Origin of the sequence: Bradyrhizobium sp. Ai1a-2 (assembly GCF_000426245.1) — a bacterium.
Taxonomy (GTDB): Bacteria; Pseudomonadota; Alphaproteobacteria; order Rhizobiales; family Xanthobacteraceae; genus Bradyrhizobium.
In genome coordinates, this window is record NZ_AUEZ01000013.1 from 1 (window position 1) to 21,794 (window position 21,794).

Below are 21,794 nucleotides of genomic sequence, written 5' to 3' on the forward strand. Positions count from 1 at the left end.
GGTGAGATGCGGTGGACGCGGGTGTTGCGGCTGACGAGCGCAAGTAACGCGGACGGCGAAGTCGTGTGGTCCTGGCGCCCCGACGCTGGCGCTAAGTCCTGGGGGATGGAAACATCCCTAAGGGTGACGGTGGCAAGAAAGCCCGGTCACCGGGGAGAGCACGAAGTAAGCCGTAACACCATCGCGCAGGGAAAGCCGGAATGCTCGGTTGAACCTGTGGTCCTACCCCCGTGCTTTTTGTTGCACGGGACCCACGGGTGCAACCAGCACCCGGCTTTCCCTGCGCCCTCTGATTTCGAGGAGGGTGGAAGTGAAGCAAACCTCGGGCATCTCATGCCGCGAGAACGCGGACGCATATCCTTTCTCTATCGTCATGCCCCGCGCAGGCGGGGCATCCAGTATCCGGCGGCCTCTCGATTCAAGCACTGCGGTCTCTGGAATACTGGATCGTCCGCCTTCGCGGACGATGACAACGGAGACGCTGTTTGACATTTGAATCGGTAGGATGGGTAGAGCGAAGCGAAACCCATCATTCGCGCAGCTTGCTCCATCGCGATGGGTTTCGCTTCGCTCTACCCATCCTACGAGCTACGGACGTGCTGTTTGAAATTTGAATCAGCAATGACGATAGTGGAGAGAGTGAGCGGCACAACGCTTTTCCCGGTGCCCGTTGATGCGCCCTCGCCCCTTGTGGGAGAGGGCTACTCCGGCGCCAGCAACGAGCTCATTTGGGTGAGGGGTCTCTTTCCACGAGCACCGTCGCCCGCGGAAACAACCCCTCATCCGACGCGCATTTTCATGCGCGCCACCTTCGCCCACAAGGGGAGAAGGGAAGAACCATCGTCACGTGTTCTTCAGCGCGACGCGGAATTCGGCTTCGGTCTTGGCCTTGACCTCGTCGAGCGTGACGCCGTCCGCGAGCTCGATCAGCGCCATGCCGTCTTTGCCGTGCTTGTCGATGGTGAAGACGGCGAGATCAGTGACGACCATGTCGACCACGTGCTCGCCGGTGAGCGGAAGCGAGCATTTCTTGAGCAGCTTCGGGCCGTCCTTGGCGGAATGCTCCATCACCACGACGACGCGCTTGACGCCGGCAACGAGGTCCATGGCGCCGCCCATGCCCTTCACCATCTTGCCGGGGATCATCCAGTTGGCGAGATCGCCGTTCTGCGCGACCTGCATCGCACCGAGGATCGAAAGATCGATATGACCGCCGCGCACCATGCCGAAGGAATCGGCGCTGGAGAAATAGCTGGTCGACGGCAATTCGCTCACCGTCTGCTTCCCGGCGTTGATGAGGTCGGCATCCTCCTCGCCCTCGTAGGGGAACGGGCCCATGCCGAGCATGCCGTTCTCGCTCTGCAGGCTGACGTCGATCCCTTCGGGGATGTAGTTCGAAACCAGCGTCGGGATGCCGATACCGAGGTTGACGTAATAGCCGTCGCGCAGCTCTTTCGCAGCGCGCGCCGCCATCTGTTCACGGGTCCAGGCCATGGGACTCTCCTGCTAAATTTAGGCTGCGGGGCGCGGGCGGGTGTTGCGGAACTCGATGCGCTTCTTGCCCGTGCCGACCTCGACGATTCGCTTCACGAAAATGCCTGGCGTGTGGATGTGATCCGGATCGATCTCGCCGGCCGGAACCAGATGCTCGACCTCCGCCACCGTGATCTTCGCGGCAGTCGCCATCATCGGGTTAAAGTTGCGCGCGGTCTTGCGATAGACCAGGTTCCCGGCGGTGTCGCCCTTCCAGGCATGGATGATGGCGAGGTCGGCGAACAGGCCGCGCTCCATGATATACTTCTCGCCGTCGAATTCCTTCACTTCCTTGCCCTCGGCGATCAGCGTGCCGACGCCAGTCTTGGTGTAGAAGGCCGGGATTCCGGCGCCGCCGGCGCGAATGCGCTCGGCCAGCGTGCCCTGCGGATTGAATTCGAGCTCGAGCTCGCCGGCGAGATATTGCTGGGCGAACAGCTTGTTCTCGCCGACATAGGAGGAAATCATCTTCCTGATCTGCCGCGTCTCCAGCAGCCGGCTCAACCCGATACCGTCGACACCGGCATTGTTGGAGACCACCGTCAGGTCCTTGACCCCGGAGTCCCGGATCGCATCGGAGAGGGTTTCGGCAATGCCACAGAGGCCGAAGCCGCCCGACATGATCATCATGCCGTCCTTAAGGATGCCGTCGAGTGCCGATTTGGCGTCGGGATAGACCTTGTTCATGAAAAAGGACCTGATGGAGGGGCATTGGCAGCCCGATGGCGCAGACGGCCGGTGCAGACCGGGATTATTAGGCGAAATCTTCGCAATGCGTCAATGACGCCCCGTTTCGCCATCTCTGCTGCCTACAACCTCGATGACGGCCTTGAAAGCGTCAAGAAAACCCTTCAAGTTGCGTGGGTTGGCAGGGGCGCCAAGTGCGCTGGCCGGTTTTATTCGAATATCCGATCACCACAACCCGACCTGGATATGTCACTGACGATGGCCCAAGCAATGAAGCGCCTGGGGATGCCGATTGCGGCGTTTTTCGGCCTCGCGCTGCTTGGCCTGATCGGGACATCCTGGTTTCTGAACCGGGACGCCCTGCAGCAGGCAGTAGAGGCGCAGATCCGCGCCGTCACCGGACTCGACCTGGTCGTGAACGGCCATATCGACGTGTCGGTGTTCCCCGGCAGCTATGTCTCGTTCCATGACGTTGGGCTGAAGGGCGGCGGCACCATCGATCCCGCACTGCAGGTCGACGTGCTCACCGCCAATCTGCGACTCCTGCCGCTGCTGCTGCGGCGGTTCGAGATTGCCGACGTCATGATGCTGCGGCCGCATATCCATGTCATCAGGGACAGCAAGGGCGACAGCAACTGGACGCCGTTCATCAACACGATCGCGCGCGCGATGAAGCCCGGCGCCGAGAACCAGATGTCGTTCTCGGAGATCCGTATCCAGGACGGCATCCTCAATTACGAGGATGAGACCAACCATGCCAGGGAGCAACTCGGCGACATCGACCTCTCGCTGGCATGGCCGTCGATATCGCGTTCCTTTGCCGCAACCGGACAGTTCGATTGGCGCGGCGAGCGCGTCGACGGGTCGATCAGCGCCAGCGATTTCATCGCACTGTTGTCGGGCGACCGCTCAGGGCTGAAGGCTCGGCTTGCCAGCGCGCCGCTCAAGCTCGCCTTCGACGGCACGGTCGCCAACCGCACCAGCCTGATGATGGAGGGGACCGCCACCATCGACAGCGTGTCCTTGCGCAACGCGCTGCGCTGGATGGGACAGGCTCCGCCTGGCAGCGGCGGGTTCGGCCGCTTCACGCTGAAGGCGCGCGCCAATCTCGTCGGCGGCTCGTTGGCGCTCACCAATGTCAATGTCGAGCTCGACGGCAATGTCGCCGAGGGCGTGATGACCTTCGCCAACAATGGCCGGCAGACGCTGCAGGCGACGCTCGCTGCAGGCAATCTCGATTTCACGCCTTATGTCTCGACCTTCCGCCTGCTCGCCAGCGGCCAGCGCGACTGGAACCGGCAGTTGTTCGATCTGAACGCGCTCTCCGCCACCGACCTCGACATGCGGCTGTCGGCAGCGCGGGTGACGGTCGGCTCGACCAGGCTCGGGCGCACCGCGCTCGGCGCCAATCTGCGCGGCGGCACGCTGGCGCTCTCTGTCGCGGAAGCGCAGATGTATGGCGGCATCGCCAAGGGCTCGCTCGGGATCGCGCGCTCCGATGCCAGCGCCGATGTGAAGGCGCAGCTCGAGTTCACCGATGTCGACCTGCAGGCCTGCGCCGGCGAATTGTTCGGCGTCAGCAAGCTCACCGGTCGCGGCAATCTCAACGTCTCGCTGACGGCCTCCGGCTCGAGCCCGTTCGGGCTTGTGCAATCGCTCGACGGCACCGCGACGCTGACTGGCCATGAGGGCGCGATCGCTGGCTTCAATATCGAGCAGCTCCTGAAGCGGCTGGAGCGGCGGCCGCTGTCCGGCGGCGGCAATTTCCGCTCGGGCTCGACGCCCTATGACAATCTGACGATTGCCGTGCGGTTCAATGATGGCGTCGCCACCGCCGAGAACATCCGCCTCGAAGGACCTGCGGCCAAGATCACGCTGACCGGCACCGCCTCGGTGCCGTCGCGGGAGTATGATCTGAAGGGCGTCGCCAGCCTGAATTCGGCACCGGGCGGCGGCAATGGTTTTGACCTTCCGTTCGTAGTGCAGGGTCCGTGGGACGATCCGCTGGTATTCCCCGATCCGGAAAGCCTGATCCGCCGCTCGCCGGCATCATCGCAGTTGCTCGATGCGGTGAAGGATCGCAAGACGCGCGACACCGTGCGCTCGGTGATCGAGCGCTTCACCGGCGGAGCGCGGCAGCAGCCCGCCGATGCCACACAGAGCGCGCCGACGGCCGAGAACGCCAAGCCGAATTGAACCATCAGACTTTCGTCGTGGTTCAAAGGCGAACTGGCGACCGACGAAGCGCCAAGATTCCAATGCACCATCTGGATCAGGCCGCGGCCATGCGCTAGTCTTTTATCCAACCGGTTAAAAAAGCCGGCCTCAAGACAGGGAGAAGAACGTGAAATCCAAGTTGGGTATTGCTGTGCTTTCGTTCGCGGTCGCCGCCGTCGGGCTGATCCACGCGACCGCGCCGGCGATGGCGCAGGAAAAGAAGATCACGGTCTGGTGGGGCAAGGGCTTCTACAAATCCGAGGATGACGCGCTCCTCGAGGCGATCAAGAAGTTCGAAGCCAAGACCGGCGTCAAGGTGGAGCTCTCGCAATACGCGATCCAGGACATGATCCCGAAGACGGTGGCCGCGCTCGATTCCGGCACCGTGCCCGACGTGGCCTATTCCGATACGTATGACGTGCAGGCCGGCGGCAAATGGGCGTTCGAAGGCAAGCTCGAGGATCTCTCCGACATCCTGCTGCCGATGAAATCGGCTTTCGCCCCGAACACGCTGGAGACCGCCTACCTCTACAACGACCAGACCAAGAAAAAGGGCTATTATGGCTTCCCGCTGAAGCAGCAGAGCATGCATGTGCAGATCTGGGGCGACATGCTGCAGCAGGCCGGCTTCAAGCCGAGCGATATCCCGACCAAATGGGCAGATTACTGGTCATTCTGGTGCGACAAGGTGCAGCCGGCGATCCGCAAGGCGACTGGCAACCGCATCTACGGCGTCGGCCAGCCGATGGGCGTGGAATCGACCGACTCGTTCCAGTCGTTCTACACCTTCATGGACGCCTATGACGTCAAGCTCGTCGACGACGACGGCAAGCTCCTGGTCGACGATCCCAAGGTGCGCGACGGACTGATCCATGCACTCAAGGATTACACCGATACCTACATCAAGGGCTGCACACCGCCCTCCTCCACGACCTGGAAGGACCCGGACAACAACGTCGCCTTCCACAACAAGACCATCGTGATGACCCACAACTTCACGATCTCGATCGCAGCGAAATGGTTCGAGGATTCCAACAACCAGGCACTGACGCCGGAGCAGCGCGCCGCCGGCAAGAAGGCCTATGAGGAAACCATCATCACGGCCTCCTTCCCCAACAAGCCGGATGGCAACCCGATCAAGTACCGCTCCGACGTCAAGACCGGCGTGATCTTCACCGCCGCCAAGAACAAGGCCGAGGGCAAGGAGTTCGTCAAATTCCTGCTGCAGGAGGAGAACCTCGGACCCTATGTCGAGGGCGCGCTTGGCCGCTGGTTCCCGGTCACGGTCGCCGGCCAGAAGAGCCCCTTCTGGCAGGCGGACCGGCATCGCAAGGCGGTCTACACCCAGTTCACCGGCGGCACCACGCCGTTCGACTTCACCAAGAACTACAAGTTCACGATCCTGAACAACGAGAACGTCTGGGCCAAGGCCATGAATCGCGTCGTCAGCGAGAAGGTGCCGGTGGACAAGGCCGTCGACGAACTGATCGCCCGCATCAAGCAGGTCGCGGGCTGACGTCAACAAGCCGGCCGCAGTCGCTGCGGCCGGCCTCCCCCGTCAAGGCGATGCAGGACGTGATGTAAGACATGGCGATCACGATTTCCGATCATGCGATCCCGCGCCCGCCGCTGTCGGCGCGACTGTCGACGCCGCAAGTCTGGGGCATCGTGCTGCTTGCGCCCTATCTGCTCGTGTTCCTGGCCTTCGTGCTCTATCCCGTCGGTTACGGGCTATGGCTCGCACGCCATCCGCAAAGCTATGTCGAGCTCTATAACGACCCGATCTTCGCGCGCGCCGCCGTCAACACGCTGATCTTCCTCGTCATCGGCATCAACGTCAAAATGCTGATCGCGCTGTTTCTGTCGGGCTTCTTCGTCCAGCAGCGCCACTGGATCAGGTGGCTGTCAGTGCTGTTCATCCTGCCCTGGGCGGTGCCGTCGATCCCGACCATCCTGTCGGTACGCTTCATGCTTAATCCGGAATGGGGCGTGGTCAATCACATCATCTTCAGCCTGACCGGCGATGACGGCCCGAACTGGCTCAACGATCCCACGGTGGCCCTGACCATGGCGATCGGCGTGCACATCTGGAAGTCGCTGCCGTTCTGGACGCTGATCCTGATGACCGGGCGGCTCGCCATCTCCAACGACCTGTTCGAGGCCGCCGGCGTCGACGGCGCGAGCTTCTGGCAGAAATTCCGCTACATCACCTGGCCGTCGATGCGGACGCTGTACGTCACCTGCACGCTGCTCTCGATGATCTGGACGCTCGGCGACTTCAACAGCGTCTATCTCCTGACCGGCGGCGGGCCGGCCGACCTCACCCATGTGCTGTCGACGCTCGGCATCCGCTATCTCCGGCTCGACCAGCTCAATCTGGCGATGGCCTCGATCGTCTGTGCGCTGCCCCTGGTGCTGCCACTCGTCTACTTCATGATGAAACGGTTGTCGCGATGAAGCTGCCTACCCTGCGCGAGATCGGCACCGAGGCCAAGCTGCTCCTGATCGGCATTCCCGTCCTGATCTGGACGCTGGTGCCGATCTATCACATGTTCCTGTTCGCGATCTCGCCGAAGGAAGACGCGTTCTCCGGCAAGCTTTGGCCCGATCATCCGACGCTGCACAATTTCGAGATCGTGTTCCGCCAGCAGCACTACTTCCTGCGGGACTTCTGGATGCAGTTCGGGAATTCGACCGTGATCGCGCTGGCGACGGGCGCGCTGACGCTGTTCATCGCAACCGCCGCTGCATTCTCGATCTCACGATTGCGGACGCCCGGCGGCCGCGCAGTGATGAACCTGGCGCTGTTCACCTATTTCATCCCGGCCGCGTTCCTGGCCGTGCCGATGTACCGCACCATGGGCAATTACGGATTGCTCAACACTCACTGGTCGCTGATCCTGGCGATGGTGACCATCGCTTCGCCCTACGCGATCTGGGTGCTGAAGCAGGCATCCGACAAGTTGCCGGTCGAGCTCGATGAAGCCGCGACCATGGACGGCGCGACCACGCTGCAATTGTTCCGCCTGGTTTATGTGCCGCTGATGATGCCCTCGCTGGTCGCGGTCGGCACCTACGCCATCCTGCTCGCCTGGAACGAATACCTCTACGCGTTCCTGCTGCTATCAAAGGACACCGATATCACGCTCCCCGTTGCGCTCGGCAACTTCCTTGCCGCCGACGACTCGCCGTGGGAGCTGTTGATGACGACCGGCTTCATCTACGCGCTGCCGCCGGCCGCCATCTACTACGTCTTCAAGCGATACATGGTCGGCGGCCTGACCGCAGGCGCGGTGAAGTCGTGACCGCTCATAGCGGCGCGGCGCTCTCGCCCTGAGAACTCGACAGCTTCGAGGCGAACGAGGCGAGTACGATCAGCACCGTGATCAATGCGATAAACAGCGTACAGATCGCGTTGATCTCCGGCTTCACCCCGAGCCGCACCTCCGAATAAATCCGGATCGGCAGCGTCGCCGAGCCGGGACCGGTGGTGAAGCTCGCGATCACGAGGTCGTCGAGCGACAGCGTGAAGGCAAGCATCCAGGCCGCGACAATGGCGGGAATGATCAGCGGCAGCGTCACCATCAGGAACGCCTTCACCGGATTGCAGCCGAGGTCCATCGCGGCTTCCTCCAGGCTGCGGTCAAGCGACGTGAGACGCGACTGCACCACCACGGTGACGAAGCACATGGTCAGCGTGGTATGCGCGATGGTCACCGTCCAGAAGCCGCGCTCGGCGTTCAGCGCGACGAACAGCAGGAGCAGCGAGAGGCCCGAGATCACCTCCGGCATCACCAGCGGCGAATAGAGCATGCCGGAGAACAGCGCGCGTCCGGCAAAGCGTTCGCCACGCGCCAGGCCTATGGCCGCGAGCGTGCCGAGCAGCGTCGCCAATGTGGCGGAAACCGCGGCGACGCGCAGGCTCATCCAGGCGGCTTGGAGCATCGCGCGGTCGTTGAAGAACTCGATGTACCAGCGCAGCGACCAGCCGCCCCACACATTCACCAGCCGCGACGCATTGAACGAAAAGATCACGAGGATCACGATCGGAAGGTAAAGGAACGCAAGCCCGAGCGCGAGCGCCGTCATGTTGAAGCGCGAAAGCCGGTTCACGGTGCGCGCCATCAGCGTCCGCCCTCGACCTGCCGGCGCTGCAGCCGGTCATAGAGCACGAGCGGCGGCACCAGCAGAACCAACAGCGCAATCGCAACGGCGGACGCCACCGGCCAATCCTTGTTGGTGAAGAATTCGAGCCAGAGCGTCTGGCCGATCATCAGCGAATTGGAGCCGGCCAGAAGATCGGGGATCACGAACTCGCCGACGATCGGAATGAAGCACAGCAGTATCCCTGCCCCGACGCCCGGCAGCGACAACGGAAACGTCACGAGCCAGAAGGCCTTCAGCGGCGAGGCGCCCAGATCTTCGGCAGCCTCCAGCAGCGCGCGGTCCATTTTCGCCAGCGTGGCGTAGAGCGGCAGGATCATGAACGGCAGATAGGAATAGACGATGCCGATATACATCGCGGTGTCGGTCGAGAGCCAGGCAACCGGCTCGGAGACCAGATGCAATGCGAGCAGGATCCGGTTGAGCAAGCCGTCATGCTGCAGGATGTTGATCCAAGCATAGATGCGGATCAGGAACGAGGTCCAGAACGGCACGATGACCAGGATCATCGCGATGCCTTGCCAGCGCTGCGGCAGCCGCGCCATGCCGTAGGCAATGGGATAGCCGATCACGAGCAGGATCAGCGTCGAGGTCACGGCGACGACGAGGCTGCGCAGATAGGACAGGATGTAGAGATTGTCCGAAACCAGCAGCCGGAAATTGTCCAGCGACAACTGCTCGAACGCGGCCTTGAACGCTTCCCATCCCTCGCCGAGCTCGAACACCGGCGTATAGGGCGGCTGCGCGATCGCGGTCTGCGACAGGCTGATCTTCACCACAATGCCGAACGGCACCAGGAAAAACAGCGCCATCCAGAGATACGGCGCGATGGCGGCGTAGCGCGCCGGACGGGCAAAGATACGGCGCGTGCTCATTGCTCCAGCACCACACCATCGTCGGGCGCGAACCATGCCGCCACGCGCTCACTCGAGCCATAGCCGTCGACATCAAGCCGCGCGGTATTGGCCATCACCGAGCGCACCACGGCGCCATTGTCGAGCCTGATCCTGTAAGCGGTCAGGCCACCGAGATAGTTGATCTCCGCGACCTCGCCCTCGAACCGATTGATCGCTTGCAACGCATCGACAGCCGACGCCAGTCCACGCCGAGACAGTTTGATTTTCTCGGGCCGGATCGCGACGGTGACGATCTCCTTCGTCACCGGTTGGTGCGGTTCGGCGACGGTGATGATCCCTGCTTCGCGGGTGGTCACCTTCAGCCTGCCCTGCTCACGGGAGATGACCTGCCCCTCGAACAGGTTGACGTCGCCGACGAACTCGGCGACCCAGCGCGAGGCCGGGGCTTCATAGAGATCGCGCGGGGTCGCGACCTGCGCCAGGCGGCCGGCGTCCATCACCCCGATCCGGCTCGCCATCGTCATCGCCTCTTCCTGGTCATGGGTGACGATGATGAAGGTCATGCCGAGCCGGCGCTGCAATTCCATCAATTCTGCCTGCGTGCTCTCGCGCAGTTTCTTGTCGAGCGCGGCCAGGGGCTCATCGAGCAGCAGCACCTGCGGCCGGCGCGCCAGCGAGCGCGCCAGGGCCACGCGCTGCCGTTGGCCACCGGAAAGCTGGTCGGGCTTGCGTTTCTCCAACCCCTCGAGCTTGACGAGGGCCACCATTTCGGCGACGCGGGTAGCGATCTCGCCGCGCGCCATACCAGCGCGCCTCAGGCCGAATGCGATGTTGTCACGCACCGAGAGATGCGGAAACAGCGCATAGTTCTGGAACATCATGTTGACCGGCCGCTCATGCGGCATCACCTGCGCGATGTCGCGACCAGCGAGCAGGACGCGCCCCTCGTCCGGGGTCTCGAAACCTGCAAGCATGCGCAACAGCGTGGTTTTGCCGCAGCCGCTCGGGCCAAGCAGAGCGAAGAATTCACCGGCGCGGACGTCGAGCGAGAGCGCATTGACCGCGGTGAAGTTGCCGAACCTTTTCGTCACGCCCTCGATGCGCAGCAGCGGCATATCGGTCGCCCTCCGCAGCGCAGTGTCTTCCGTCGTCGAATGATTTGCCGTCTTCGCCAGTTCCTCAGCCATGATTCCCTTTAGCCCGATCGTGACCGCAAGCTAGCGGCGGATCGCCACTGGCTCAACCGCTTCACGCGGCGTCTGCCGCAATATTGTTGTCCCGGGCGGCTCTGCTAGATTTCGCCTAGACGTCAGGAGGACGAATGATGAACCGGGACCGCTACGACCTGCCGCTGACGACCGCTTCCGATCGCGCCGCGGCGCTCTACCGTGATGGCATCGACCGCATCCTTGCGGCCTGGCATGGAGCAGATTCGGCCCTTGACGCGGCGATTGCCGAAGATCCCGATTTCGCGCTAGCGCATGTGGCGCGCGCCCGCGTCCATCTGATCAACATGGAAGGCGCTGCGGCCCGCGACAAGGCGGCCAGGGCTCGGCAATTGGCGGCGACCGCGAGCCGTCGCGAGCAACAGCATGTCGAGATCCTGGCCTCGGCCATCGAAGGCCAGAGCAGGCAGGCACTGCAAGCCGCCGAACAGCACCTTGCGGAATTTCCGCGCGACGCGCTGATCCTGTCGCAACTGCTCGGCGCCTTCGGCCTCTACGCCTTCTCGGGACGCGCCGACCACGACGCGGCGCGGCTTTCGATTTGCGAGCGCTACGCCGCCGATTATGGCGAGGACTGGTGGTTCCTCACCTATCTCGGCTGGTCGCGGACCGAGGCGGGCGACGTCGCGACCGGCCGCGACACCACCGAGCGCGCCTACGCGATGAAGCCGGCAAACGCCAGCGCGGCCCACGCCCTGTCGCATGCGCTGTTCGAGCAGGGCGATCCCACGGAAGGCCGCGTCTTCCTGTCCGGCTGGCTGCCGGCCCATGACCGTGCAAGCTTCCTGCAGGGGCACCTTGCCTGGCACCTCGCGCTGATCGCGCTCGAGGACGGCGACACTGACGGCGCGTTCGACATCTATGAACGGCACATCAGACCGCAGGGGCGCCCCTATCCGCCTCTGAACATTGTGACGGATACCACCTCATTGCTGTGGCGGCTCTCGCTGGCGGGAAGGACCGGGCTCGAATTGCGTTGGCAGGAAGTCGCCGCCTACGGCGACAAATTCTTTCCGAAAGCCGGGGCGCATTTTGCCGACGTCCACTATGCATTGGCTGCAGCGGCGACCAACGGCGGAGCTCTGCCGGCAAGGCTTGCGGAAATGGAGGCGCGGCACGCCGAGGGCAAGCTGGCGCCCGGCGCTTCCGCTATCGGCCTCTGCCGCGGCGTGCAGGCATTCGCGTCGGGCGACAACGACGGCGCCGTCCGCGTGCTCGAGCCGTTGATGCCGGAACTGGTGCGGATCGGCGGCAGCCACGCCCAGCGCGAGCTTTGGGAGGATACGTTCATCGTCGCCTGCCTTCGTGCGGGGCGAGGCGAGAAAGCGACAAAGTTAATCGCCGATCGCCTGCACCGGCGACCGTCCCGCCGCGACGAAGCATGGTCGCGGGAGGCGGGTCGAGACCAAGCCCCTGGCTTTTAGCCTAGGATGGTTCCAAGCCGAGCGCTTGCGCGCTCTCCATCCAAACCGGCAATTCTTGCTGATACAATGCGTTGCTGTCCTTGAAGCCTATCGCCGGTTCGAGCACGAAAGTGCTGAGAACTTCCTTCACTTTCGGATCGCTATTGGCCGCCACGCAGAGCTCCGCCAAACGATCGACAATCGGCTGCGGCGTCGCCTTCGGCAACGCCCAGCCCGTGAAGCCGCTCACGGTGAAGAATTTCGCCGTCGCGCCCTGTTCTGGCAGAGTCTTGATGTTCGGGATCGCGTCGACCTTCTTCGAATGCACCGCGAACACAACGCCGCGATTACCCTGCAGGACGGATTGCGCGGCCGTGTAGCTGCCCATCGCGACATCGAGCGTGCCTTCCGCCAGCCCCGTCCACATCGGGGCCTCGCCTCGGTAGTGGATCGGTTCGATGTTGAGACCGTATTGTTTGTTGAGCTCGTTGATCGTCATGTGCGGGGACGAGCCCGCGCTATAGGTGCCGAAATTCACCTTGCCGCTCTTGCGCGCGAAAGCGACGAATTCATCGAGCGTCTTGACGCCGGCCTTCGGGCTCGCGACCAGCAGCAGCCCAGCGCCCGGGATGACGCTGACAAGCGTCAGGTCCTTGTCCATGTCGTAGCCGGGGTTCTTCATCATCACTCTGTTCATCACGTAGGTGGTCGAGATGGAGCACAGGATCGTGTGGCCATCCGGCTCCGCGCGCGCGACTTCCGCGGCGCCTATCGAGCCCGAGGCCCCTGCTCTGTTCTCTATGACGACAGTCTTGCCCACCTGCCTGGAGACGAATTCGCCGAAGGCGCGCGCGAGCAGGTCGGTCTGCCCACCTGCCGGATAGCTGCAGATCATGCGGATTTGCCGCGACGGCCACGCCTCCTGCGCTGCGGCCTTGCGCAAGAGAGAAGGCATCGCGGCAGCCGTCGCACCGGCCGCAATGAACTGACGGCGATCAAGTTTCGCTGACATCGCTCCCTCCCTGAATTTTTCATCAGGGTATCGCATCGTCCGACTTCGGCCACAGGCGAAAGACGGGACAGATTGGCGCAGAGGCGCGTCAGAAGCGAACGTTTACGAACGTCCGTCTTGGTCCTTTTCGGAAGTTGGTATTGCCAGGGCGCGCCGAGTCGTACTCACGAGATGGCGTCGGAAGGCGATGCTCAGGGGCTTTTCCTGCTGACGATTCCGTCGCTTTCAAGGGCCTTGGCGATCTGCTCGAGGATTGCTTCCGTCGAGACCCTCTTTGCCAAACTGCTCTGCGCTGGAGCAGGCTGCTGGTCCAGGGACACGTTCGCCTTTGGCACCAGCTCGCCGAGTTCCTGCTCGACGCGGCTCCAATCCCGCTGATCCATGGCATCCTCCCCACTGATCAATTGCGAGACTACCGCGAGAGGTCTTCGGCCAGAAAGCAAAAGGCGTCCGATGGTTAAGACGGGCCTAAGCGGCCGCGATGACGGCACGCCCATGCGCGGGCGGTCATAGCGTTTTCGCCTGAAGGAGGTACAGACTCGGGTGAAGAAAGCCCGTCCAACAAGAACTACCCGGTCTTGCGGACGAGCTCCACGACATTGCCGCCGTCACCCACCAACGCTGCGTACTGTCCCACCGGGGCCGGTCTGCCGATCAGATAGCCCTGCACCACGTCGCACCCCTCCTTTGCCAGGAAGCCGAGCTGCTCCTCGGTTTCCACGCCCTCAGCGACGATTAACATCTGCAGGCCGTGACCGAGATCGATGACGGCGCGGACGATCGCCGCCGATTGCGGATTGCGGCCGAGATTGATGACGAAGGCGCGATCGATCTTGATCTTGTCGAACGGAAACGCCTGCAGATAGCTCAGCGAGGAGTAGCCGCTGCCGAAATCGTCCATCGAGATGCGCACGCCGAGCGCCTTCAGCCGCCGCAGCAGCGCAAGGCCACGATCGAAATCCTCGATCAGCACGCCCTCGGTGATTTCGAGCTCGAGCCTGTCCGGCCGCAAGCCGGTTTCGAGCAGGATCGAGTGCACTAGGCCGACCAGATCGCCGTGCATGAACTGCGCCGGCGAGAGGTTGACCGCGATCTGCAGCGGCTGCTTCCAGGACGCCGCCTCGCGGCAGGCCTCGCGCAAGATCCATTCACCCATCTCGACGATCAGGCCACCTTCTTCCGCAAGCGGAATGAAATCGGCCGGCGAGACGAAGCCGCGCACCGGATGGTGCCAGCGCGCCAGAGCCTCGAAGCCGATCACGCCGCTCTCGGCCACCGTTGCGCCCGCCGCAGCCAGCGGCTGGTAGTAGAGCGACAATTCGCCGTTCCGGATCGCGGCGGAAAGGTCCTGATGCAGTACGCGCCGGTCGCGGATCTGCTGGTCCATTTCCGGCTCGTAGATCGAGATCGTGCCACGCGATTTCGCCTTTGCCCGGAACAGCGCCGCGCCCGCATTGGCGAGCAGCGCGGCGGCATCCGAACCGTTGTGCGGGAATACCGAGATGCCAGCGGTGACGCCGGTGCGAACCGATTTGCCGTCGATCGAGAATTCCTGGGCGAGCGCGTCTGCCACCTGCTCGGCGAGGACGATGCCGGCAGCCGGCTGCTTGCCGTCGATGATCAGACCGAACTCGTCGCCGGAGAGGCGCGCCACCACGCCGCCCCGCGCCGCGGTCTGCAGGCGCTGGGCCACCTCGATCAGCAATTTGTCACCGACCGCATGGCCAAACACGTCGTTGATCTCTTTCAAACCGTCGAGGTCGACGCAAAGCACGGCGAATTCCTCGTCGGTGCCGCCGCAGGCCTCGATCATCTGCGCCAGCGCCTGCAGGAAAGCGGCGCGGTTCGGCAAATCGGTCAAACCATCGTGATAGGCCATATGGGCCATGCGCGACTCGGTCTGGCGCCGATCGGTGACGTCCTCATGCGTCTTGATCAGGTATTGCGGTTCGCCATGCTCGTCGAGCACGGTCATGCGGCGGGTCAGGAACAGCCGCAAGCCGTCCTTGGTCGAGATCGGATGCTCCTCTGTGAGCAGGCCGCGTTTCTTGATCGCTGCCTCGTCGCGCGCGGTGATCAGCTTGGCCTCGCGCGGATTGAAGATATCAGTCGCGGTCAGCCCGGTGGCATCCTCGCGGCGGCGGTTGAGGATGGTCTCGGCAGAACGGTTGGCGAGCAAATATCGTCCGTCGCTGACGCGCTCGACGATCAGTGAGACCGGGATATTGTCGACCACGAGCTCGAGGAATTTCTTGGCGTTCTCCAATTCACGCGACAGCGAACGGCGGTCGGTGACGTCATCGAACAGGGCGATCAGGAATTCCGGCTCGCCGTTCTCGTTGCGCGCGATCACGCGGTTGGAGGCGAGAATGCGCCGCTCCGAGCCACGCTCGACCCAGAACTCGTTGCGGAAGGAGCCTTGCGGCGCCTCGAGCGCCGCCTTGTCGGCGGCCGCGATGCTGGCGGCGGTCTCGGGACTAAAGATCTCGTCGGCGCGCTTGCCGACGATGCGATCGCGCGAGAAGCGCGAGAACCGCTCGAAGGCGCGGTTCGCGAAGATGTAGCGGCCGTCCTCGATGTTTTTCGCGGCGACGCAGACCGGCACGTTGTCGAGCACCGATTCCAGGAACTGGGTGGTGGACGCGAGCTTGCGCGACAGTTGCCGCTGGCCGGTGCAGTCCTCATGCGTCGCGATCGATCCGCCATTGGGCAGCCCGAAATGCCGGACCACGACCGATTTGCCGTTGGGCAGTTCCGTTACCATGCCTTCAGGGTTCGCCGCCCGGATATAGAACTCCGCAGGCGTGACATCCATCAGACCGCGCCTGTACCGCATTTCCAGCAGCTCGGGTCCGGTCATGTTGCGCGGGACGTCGGAGCGCGACAGGCCATAGATCTCGAGATAGCGGTCGTTGCAGAACACGATCCGCTTTTGCGCATCGGTCATCACCACGCCCTGGTTCAGATGGTTGAGGGCAGAGCTGATGAAGACATTGCGCCGGAGTTGTCCACGCTGCACCCTTCGCAGCGCCGAAAGCACCGACAGCGTGATCGCGCCGAGGAGGGAGGCGACGACGGTGCCACCGATCAGGAACTCCCAGACCAGGTCGGGCGCGAGTGAACCGATAAAGCTCGATGGCGCAAAGCCGGCTGACACAGCGAGAGCCAGTGCAGCCGACGCAGTGGCGGCGACAAGACACACGACGGCCAGTGCCGGAATCAGATTCCTCCCGCTTCCCTGCCTTTTCTTGCCAGCCATTCCGTCACCTTGCGGATTTCCGCATTACAGTGTCTGACCTTGGCAGTTTGGATCGGGTAAACGGCGCGCGATGCAACCGGAAAATGTGACTTAATTTAGGGCAATTGCCCTGACATGATTAATGGCTCACTAATGCCGGCGCGCCACGAGACCAGTTTCGAGGCAATTCAGGGCGTTGCTACCAAAGCGCGGATGGACAACAACAGCGGCCAACAGATATTCGCGCTAATACCCGGACTTGAAGGATCCATGGACAGAGTTGATTGCGTCGTCATCGGAGCGGGTGTGATCGGGCTTGCCGTCGCACGCCGCCTCGCACAAACAGGGCGCGAAGTGATCGTGCTGGAAGCCGCCGAAGGGATCGGCACCGTGACCTCCTCGCGTAACAGCGAAGTGATCCACGCCGGCATCTACTACCGCGCCGGCAGCCTGATGGCGCGGATGTGCGTCAGCGGCAAGCATGCGCTCTACCGCTACTGCGAGGAGCACGGCGTCCCCTATCGCAATAGCGGGAAGCTGATCGTCGCGACCACGCCGAAAGAGACCGAAAAGCTGCAATCGATCCGCGCCCATGCCGAGGCCAATGGCGTGCTCGACATGCAGCTCCTTTCCGGCGACGCCGCCCACGCACTGGAGCCCGCGCTGAACTGCGACGCGGCGCTGCTGTCGCCATCCACGGGGATTATCGACAGCCATGCTTACATGCTGTCGCTCAGGGGCGATGCGGAAGCTGCCGGCGCGGCATTCGCGTTCCACACCCCGCTGCTCCGCGCCAAGGCCGCGGCCGGCCGGATCGAGGTCGAGACCGGCGGCGAGGCGCCGATGACGCTGGCATGCGACCTGCTCGTCAATGCCGCGGGCCTCGGGGCGCCGGCGGTCGCGCGCGGCATCGAAGGCGTGCCGCTCGAATTTATCCCATGCGCCTATCTCGCGAAGGGAAACTATTTCAGCTGCAGCGCGCGGGCGCCGTTTTCGCGGCTGATCTATCCGGTACCCGAGCCCGGCGGCCTCGGCGTGCACCTCACCCTCGACATGGCCGGCCAGGCCCGCTTTGGCCCGGATGTGGAATGGGTGGAGAGCATCGATTATGCCGTCGATCCGGCGCGCGCGGACCGTTTCTACCCGGCAATCCGCAAATACTGGCCCGGACTGCCGGACGGCGCGCTGATGCCAAGCTATTCCGGGATCCGGCCGAAGATCGTCCCCCCGGCGGTTGCAACGCAGGATTTCCTGATCCAGGGACCGCGTGACCACGGCGTCACCGGATTGATCAATCTGTTTGGTATCGAATCGCCCGGGCTGACGTCGTCGCTCGCGATCGCCGATTACGTCGGCGAACTCGTGTGAGCAGGCACATCAACTGCATCTCCCGCGGATGAGCGCTTCGGCGCCCATCCGGCATGAACAGGTGTGCGTTGCGATATGTTACCGGGGGACTGGCTAGTGGAAGGTCGCGTCGGCGGATTGCTTCAATCGCTCGATCTCGTCCTTGACCATCAATTTGCGGCGCTTGAGTTCGGTGATTTGCAGGTCGTCTGTAGATAGATGCAGGAGCGCTTCGTGGAGTTCGCTTTCGAGAATTTTGTGCTTGCGTTCCAGTTCAACCAGATGCGCCTGGATTGCCATTACGAAATCTCCTCGGTGGGTCAAACCTCAATTTCGGGCAGGACAAATAAGTGTACACCAGCCAAAAAATCTGTCGATGGGGATTGCGAATCAGCGCTGCGACAAATTCGGATTTGTCTGTATCGGAACGTGCCTATGGAACCGTCTTAACTTGCGCGGCGAGCGTGGAGGGAGGATATTTCCGCACGCGGATACCGAGCGATCCGGCCACAACCTCACCGTGCTTATTTTTTGTACACAGCCATGACCGACGATGAGCGCGAACTCCACGCAGAGCTTGCACGGCTGCAGCAGGAGCACCGCGATCTCGACGCGGCCATCGAGGCGCTGCATCAGTCGCCGGCGCCGGATCTGCTGATGCTGCAGCGGTTCAAGAAGCGCAAGCTGCACCTGCGCGATCGCATCGCCTTCATCGAGGATCAGATCACGCCCGACATCATCGCGTGAACTGTTGCTGTTTTCTCCGCCCGTCATTCCGGGCGTCCGAAGGACGAGCCCGGAATCCATCGGGCCGCGCGTGCAAGTGGTGAAATGGATTCCCGGGCTCGCGCTTCGCGCCGCGCCGGAATGACAAGACGACAGAATTTGCGCCTGACTTTGCTGACGGCGCACGTTGACGAACTGTCCCCGACATCCACAGGCACTTGGCATAATCGGTCACAAGGCCCTCGAGGGCCCCCTTCCGCCCCTTGACTCCGAAAGAACAAAATAAGAACATTGATCGCTCCCAGCCAGAACCGGAAGGATTTTCGCCATGCCCGTGCCGTCAGTGTTCTCCGACAACAACCGCTACGAAGTGGCTTGCGACCAGGCGATCGCGATGTGCGACGGCAATCTGCGCAGCACCATCAAGGCGCTGATCATGGCCAACGAATTCCTCGAGACCGAGGTGGCGGAATTGCAGGACGCGCTCGCGACCTGTTTCGCGGAGGCCAAGAACGACGCCGCGTGAGGCAGGCCGGGGCTACGGTTCTGATTGGATCACAACCGTAGCTCTAGATTCTCGTTTTGGCCCGTTTTCTTCACGCGCACCGGTACCCACCCTCGGATCAAGTCCGAGGGCACGCTTCGCTCGAAAACGCTCCAAGGAGCACGCGATGGCCGATATCACCTATTACGTTGCGCTGCCTTTCGTGCGGGACGACAGCGGTGAATTGGTCGCGGGCCATGCCGAGGAGTGCCAGAGCGCCGCGACCGCGCTGCGGCGCGCCGAGATGATGTCGCGGATGCCGGGCAGCATCGGCGCGGTCGCTTTCAGCCGCACCGGCGATCCCACGATCGGCGAATTCGGCGATGCGAAGCTGCTCCGAAAATTCGGCAACGTGCCGGATGATCTCGGCCTGTAAGGCTATTGGCCGACCACTTCATGCCGCCGCTGCGCCTTGCGCACATACATCGCGCTGTCCGCCTCCTCCAGGGCGCGGCTCGTATCGGAGTGCGGTCCGAGGATCGCGACGCCGGCGGAGGCACCCGCGCTGACGCTGCGGCCGCGGAAATCGAAGGTGAGGCGATCGATCGACAGCTCCAGCGCGGCGGCCTTGGCCTTGGCGTCGGTCTCGGTCAGGTTCCACAGCAGCACCGCGAACTCGTCGCCGCCGAGCCGTCCGACCACGTCCGATGCACGCACCTGGCTCGTGACCGTCTTCACGATCGCCTTCAGCACCGTATCGCCAGCGGCATGGCCATAGGTGTCGTTGATTGGCTTCAGCCGATCGACGTCGAGCATGACTAGCGCGCCGCTGGCGTGATAGCGCTTGATATAGGCGATCGAGCGGCTGAGCTCGCGCTCGAAGCCGCGCCGGTTCAGGATGTCCAGAAGGAAGTCGGTCTCCGCGGATGCCTGCAGTTCCGCGATCTCGGCCTGCGCCGCGGCCAGTTCCGCCCTGAGGCGGCGGATTGTCGCCTTAGCCTGGTTCAACGCAGCAGATGGCACCTGGGCAGGCGCGGCTTGGGCAGCCGCGGCCCGGTCGCGGCGGGGCGCAACCTTGCGCGCAGCCGCGCTTTTCCTTTTGGCGGCCCCGGATGCAGCCGCCCTCCTCTTCTTTTTCATAAGCATCCTTGTTGAGGCCCGCTGATGAGGCTTGCCCGCATTCACCAAGACAGGATAGTCCATTCCGGATTCCTTGCCACGCCTTGGATCAGTGACGGGCCGCTCCTATAATCCGGTCCATGCTTCTGGATTCCCGATCAGAATTGACGACATGCCCGCCGCAATAGCCATCATCATGGGAAGCCAGTCGGACTGGGAGACCATGGGCCACGCCGCCGAAACGCTTACCGCCCTCGGGCTGGCGTTTGAGGCGCGGATCATTTCCGCCCATCGTACCCCGGACCGGCTGTACGCGTTCGCCAAAGGCGCGAAAGCGGCCGGCTTCAAGATCATCATTGCCGGCGCCGGCGGCGCCGCGCATCTGCCGGGCATGACTGCTGCGCTGACGGAACTTCCGGTGTTCGGAGTTCCCGTCGAATCGAAGGCACTGTCGGGCGTCGATTCCCTGTATTCGATCGTGCAGATGCCGGCCGGTATCCCGGTCGGCACGCTGGCGATCGGGAAATCGGGCGCCATCAATGCGGCGCTGTTGGCAGCGAGTGTGCTGGCGCTGAACGATCCGGCGCTGGCGGGGCGCCTTGCCGCCTGGCGCAAGCAACAGACCGACGCGGTCAAGGAGCATCCGGAGGCATCGGAGTGACGGCTTCGACAAGAATGCTGAAGCCGGGTGACACCATCGGAATTCTCGGCGGCGGGCAACTGGGTCGGATGCTGGCGATGGCCGCGGCTCGGCTCGGCCTCAAATGCCAGGTGTTCTCGCCGGACCCGGATTCACCCGCCTTCGACGTGGTGCAGCACGCGACCTGCGCGGAATTTGCCGACGTCGAGGCGCTCGAACTGTTCGCCAATGACGTCGACATCATCACCTACGAATTCGAGAACGTGCCGTCCGCGACCGCCCTGGTGCTGGCGGCACGCCGCCCGGTGCTGCCGTCGCAGAAGATCCTCGAGACCACGCAGGACCGGCTGATCGAGAAGGATTTCATCACCAGGCTCGGCATCGGCACCGCAGATTATGCCGATGTGTCCTCGGTCGAAACGCTGCACGCCGCGATCGCGCGCATCGGCCTTCCCGCCGTAATCAAGACGCGCCGCTTCGGCTATGACGGCAAGGGCCAGGCGATGATCCGCGAGGGCGACGATATCGACCAGGTCTGGGAAGACCTCGGCACCAAATCCGCCATTCTCGAAGCCTTCGTGCCGTTCGAGCGCGAAATCTCCGTGATCGCCGCGCGCTCCTGCGACGGCCACGTCGAATGTTTCGACGTCACCGAGAACGAACACCGCGATCACATCCTGAAGATCTCGCGCGCACCGGCGGCGATACCGGCCGAGCTTGCTGCGGAGGCGCGATCGGTGGCGGAGAAGATCGCGCACGCGCTGAACTATGTCGGCGTGCTCGGGGTCGAAATGTTCGTGGTGGAGACCAAGAACGGACCGACCGTACTGGTCAACGAGATCGCGCCGCGGGTCCACAATTCCGGACACTGGACGCTCGACGGCGCCTCGATCTCGCAATTCGAGCAGCACATCCGCGCGATCGCCGGGTGGCCGCTCGGCAAGCCGATCCGCCATGGCGCGGTCGTGACCATGACCAACCTGATCGGCGATGACATCCTGAGCTATGAGGAATGGCTGACAGTGCCCGGCGCAACCGTGCACCTTTACGGCAAGGGCCCGCCGCGCCCCGGCCGCAAGATGGGCCATGTCACGGAAGTGGTGCCGGCAGACAGGAAGTAACCGCCTGCCGGAGCTTGAGC

The 21,794-nt window shown here is 63.2% G+C and carries 21 protein-coding genes; 11 read left to right on the plus strand and 10 right to left on the minus strand.

Features of this window, described 5'->3' with window-relative positions:
• Nucleotides 1–843: 843 nt before the first annotated feature.
• A complete protein-coding gene (locus tag K288_RS0111490; RefSeq protein WP_027579686.1) occupies nt 844–1,494 on the minus strand; it encodes a CoA transferase subunit B in 651 nt (216 codons plus the stop codon).
• Nucleotides 1,495–1,512: 18 nt separating this feature from the next.
• Complete coding sequence (locus K288_RS0111495) at nt 1,513–2,220, minus strand: CoA transferase subunit A (protein WP_027579687.1); 708 nt, start codon at nt 2,218–2,220, stop codon at nt 1,513–1,515.
• Between the two features lie 258 nt (nt 2,221–2,478).
• Between K288_RS0111495 and K288_RS0111500 the strand changes: the two genes are divergently transcribed.
• The 4 genes from K288_RS0111500 to K288_RS0111515 all read left to right on the plus strand — a co-directional run bounded on the left by K288_RS0111500 (nt 2,479) and on the right by K288_RS0111515 (nt 7,742).
• Nucleotides 2,479–4,416 (plus strand): AsmA family protein, encoded by a 1,938-nt coding sequence (locus tag K288_RS0111500; protein ID WP_027579688.1) that lies wholly within the window; start codon nt 2,479–2,481, stop codon nt 4,414–4,416.
• Between the two features lie 148 nt (nt 4,417–4,564).
• Nucleotides 4,565–5,953, plus strand: coding sequence for an ABC transporter substrate-binding protein (locus K288_RS0111505; protein ID WP_027579689.1), 1,389 nt, complete (start codon nt 4,565–4,567; stop codon nt 5,951–5,953).
• Between the two features lie 71 nt (nt 5,954–6,024).
• Nucleotides 6,025–6,894 (plus strand): sugar ABC transporter permease, encoded by an 870-nt coding sequence (locus K288_RS0111510; protein ID WP_027579690.1) that lies wholly within the window; start codon nt 6,025–6,027, stop codon nt 6,892–6,894.
• Nucleotides 6,891–7,742 carry a carbohydrate ABC transporter permease gene (locus K288_RS0111515; RefSeq protein WP_027579691.1) on the plus strand — a complete coding sequence of 284 codons (852 nt, stop codon included), beginning with the start codon at nt 6,891–6,893 and terminating at the stop codon, nt 7,740–7,742. The genes K288_RS0111510 and K288_RS0111515 overlap by 4 nt, the downstream gene beginning before the upstream one ends.
• A 4-nt stretch (nt 7,743–7,746) precedes the next feature.
• Here the strand turns inward: K288_RS0111515 and K288_RS0111520 are convergent, their stop codons facing one another.
• From K288_RS0111520 to K288_RS0111530, 3 genes are read right to left on the minus strand one after another with little or no spacing between them, the layout of a single operon-like run.
• The gene (locus K288_RS0111520; protein WP_027579692.1) at nt 7,747–8,562 is read right to left on the minus strand and encodes an ABC transporter permease; all 816 of its coding nucleotides are present in this window, start codon (nt 8,560–8,562) and stop codon (nt 7,747–7,749) included.
• Nucleotides 8,562–9,476: an ABC transporter permease subunit gene (locus K288_RS0111525; protein ID WP_027579693.1), complete on the minus strand. Its 915-nt coding sequence runs from the start codon at nt 9,474–9,476 to the stop codon at nt 8,562–8,564. Before K288_RS0111525 ends, K288_RS0111520 begins: the two co-directional genes overlap by 1 nt.
• Nucleotides 9,473–10,573 carry an ABC transporter ATP-binding protein gene (locus K288_RS0111530; protein WP_244443131.1) on the minus strand — a complete coding sequence of 367 codons (1,101 nt, stop codon included), beginning with the start codon at nt 10,571–10,573 and terminating at the stop codon, nt 9,473–9,475. Before K288_RS0111530 ends, K288_RS0111525 begins: the two co-directional genes overlap by 4 nt.
• A 206-nt stretch (nt 10,574–10,779) precedes the next feature.
• Here K288_RS0111530 and K288_RS45260 point away from each other — a divergent pair, with 206 nt between their 5' ends.
• Nucleotides 10,780–12,108, plus strand: coding sequence for a tetratricopeptide repeat protein (locus K288_RS45260; RefSeq protein WP_051334477.1), 1,329 nt, complete (start codon nt 10,780–10,782; stop codon nt 12,106–12,108).
• A gap of 1 nt (nt 12,109) precedes the next feature.
• Here K288_RS45260 and K288_RS0111540 read toward each other — a convergent pair whose 3' ends face one another.
• The 3 genes from K288_RS0111540 to K288_RS0111550 form a co-directional block, all read right to left on the minus strand.
• The gene (locus K288_RS0111540) at nt 12,110–13,099 is read right to left on the minus strand and encodes a tripartite tricarboxylate transporter substrate binding protein (protein WP_027579695.1); all 990 of its coding nucleotides are present in this window, start codon (nt 13,097–13,099) and stop codon (nt 12,110–12,112) included.
• 191 nt (nt 13,100–13,290) lie between these two features.
• Nucleotides 13,291–13,482 carry a hypothetical protein gene (locus K288_RS0111545; RefSeq protein ID WP_152535478.1) on the minus strand — a complete coding sequence of 64 codons (192 nt, stop codon included), beginning with the start codon at nt 13,480–13,482 and terminating at the stop codon, nt 13,291–13,293.
• 185 nt (nt 13,483–13,667) lie between these two features.
• Nucleotides 13,668–16,358, minus strand: a complete 2,691-nt coding sequence (locus K288_RS0111550) for an EAL domain-containing protein (RefSeq protein ID WP_027579697.1) — start codon at nt 16,356–16,358, stop codon at nt 13,668–13,670.
• A gap of 249 nt (nt 16,359–16,607) precedes the next feature.
• Between K288_RS0111550 and K288_RS0111555 the strand changes: the two genes are divergently transcribed.
• A complete protein-coding gene (locus tag K288_RS0111555; protein WP_027579698.1) occupies nt 16,608–17,705 on the plus strand; it encodes an NAD(P)/FAD-dependent oxidoreductase in 1,098 nt (365 codons plus the stop codon).
• 93 nt (nt 17,706–17,798) lie between these two features.
• Here K288_RS0111555 and K288_RS0111560 read toward each other — a convergent pair whose 3' ends face one another.
• The gene (locus K288_RS0111560; protein ID WP_027579699.1) at nt 17,799–17,984 is read right to left on the minus strand and encodes a DUF465 domain-containing protein; all 186 of its coding nucleotides are present in this window, start codon (nt 17,982–17,984) and stop codon (nt 17,799–17,801) included.
• Between the two features lie 243 nt (nt 17,985–18,227).
• Here K288_RS0111560 and K288_RS0111565 point away from each other — a divergent pair, with 243 nt between their 5' ends.
• The 3 genes from K288_RS0111565 (at nt 18,228) to K288_RS0111575 (ending at nt 19,330) form a co-directional block, all read left to right on the plus strand.
• The gene (locus tag K288_RS0111565; RefSeq protein WP_027579700.1) at nt 18,228–18,431 is read left to right on the plus strand and encodes a DUF465 domain-containing protein; all 204 of its coding nucleotides are present in this window, start codon (nt 18,228–18,230) and stop codon (nt 18,429–18,431) included.
• A 307-nt stretch (nt 18,432–18,738) separates the two neighbouring features.
• Nucleotides 18,739–18,936, plus strand: coding sequence for a hypothetical protein (locus tag K288_RS0111570; protein WP_043159662.1), 198 nt, complete (start codon nt 18,739–18,741; stop codon nt 18,934–18,936).
• Nucleotides 18,937–19,081: 145 nt separating this feature from the next.
• Nucleotides 19,082–19,330 (plus strand): hypothetical protein, encoded by a 249-nt coding sequence (locus K288_RS0111575; RefSeq protein WP_027579702.1) that lies wholly within the window; start codon nt 19,082–19,084, stop codon nt 19,328–19,330.
• Between the two features lie 2 nt (nt 19,331–19,332).
• Here K288_RS0111575 and K288_RS0111580 read toward each other — a convergent pair whose 3' ends face one another.
• Entirely contained in the window at nt 19,333–20,034 is a 702-nt protein-coding gene (locus K288_RS0111580; protein ID WP_027579703.1) for a GGDEF domain-containing protein, read from the minus strand.
• A gap of 151 nt (nt 20,035–20,185) precedes the next feature.
• Between K288_RS0111580 and purE the strand changes: the two genes are divergently transcribed.
• Both purE and K288_RS0111590 read left to right on the plus strand, forming a co-directional pair.
• The gene (purE, locus tag K288_RS0111585) at nt 20,186–20,674 is read left to right on the plus strand and encodes a 5-(carboxyamino)imidazole ribonucleotide mutase (protein WP_027579704.1); all 489 of its coding nucleotides are present in this window, start codon (nt 20,186–20,188) and stop codon (nt 20,672–20,674) included.
• Between the two features lie 14 nt (nt 20,675–20,688).
• Nucleotides 20,689–21,774, plus strand: a complete 1,086-nt coding sequence (locus K288_RS0111590) for a 5-(carboxyamino)imidazole ribonucleotide synthase (protein WP_043159665.1) — start codon at nt 20,689–20,691, stop codon at nt 21,772–21,774.
• Nucleotides 21,775–21,794 lie beyond the last annotated feature (20 nt).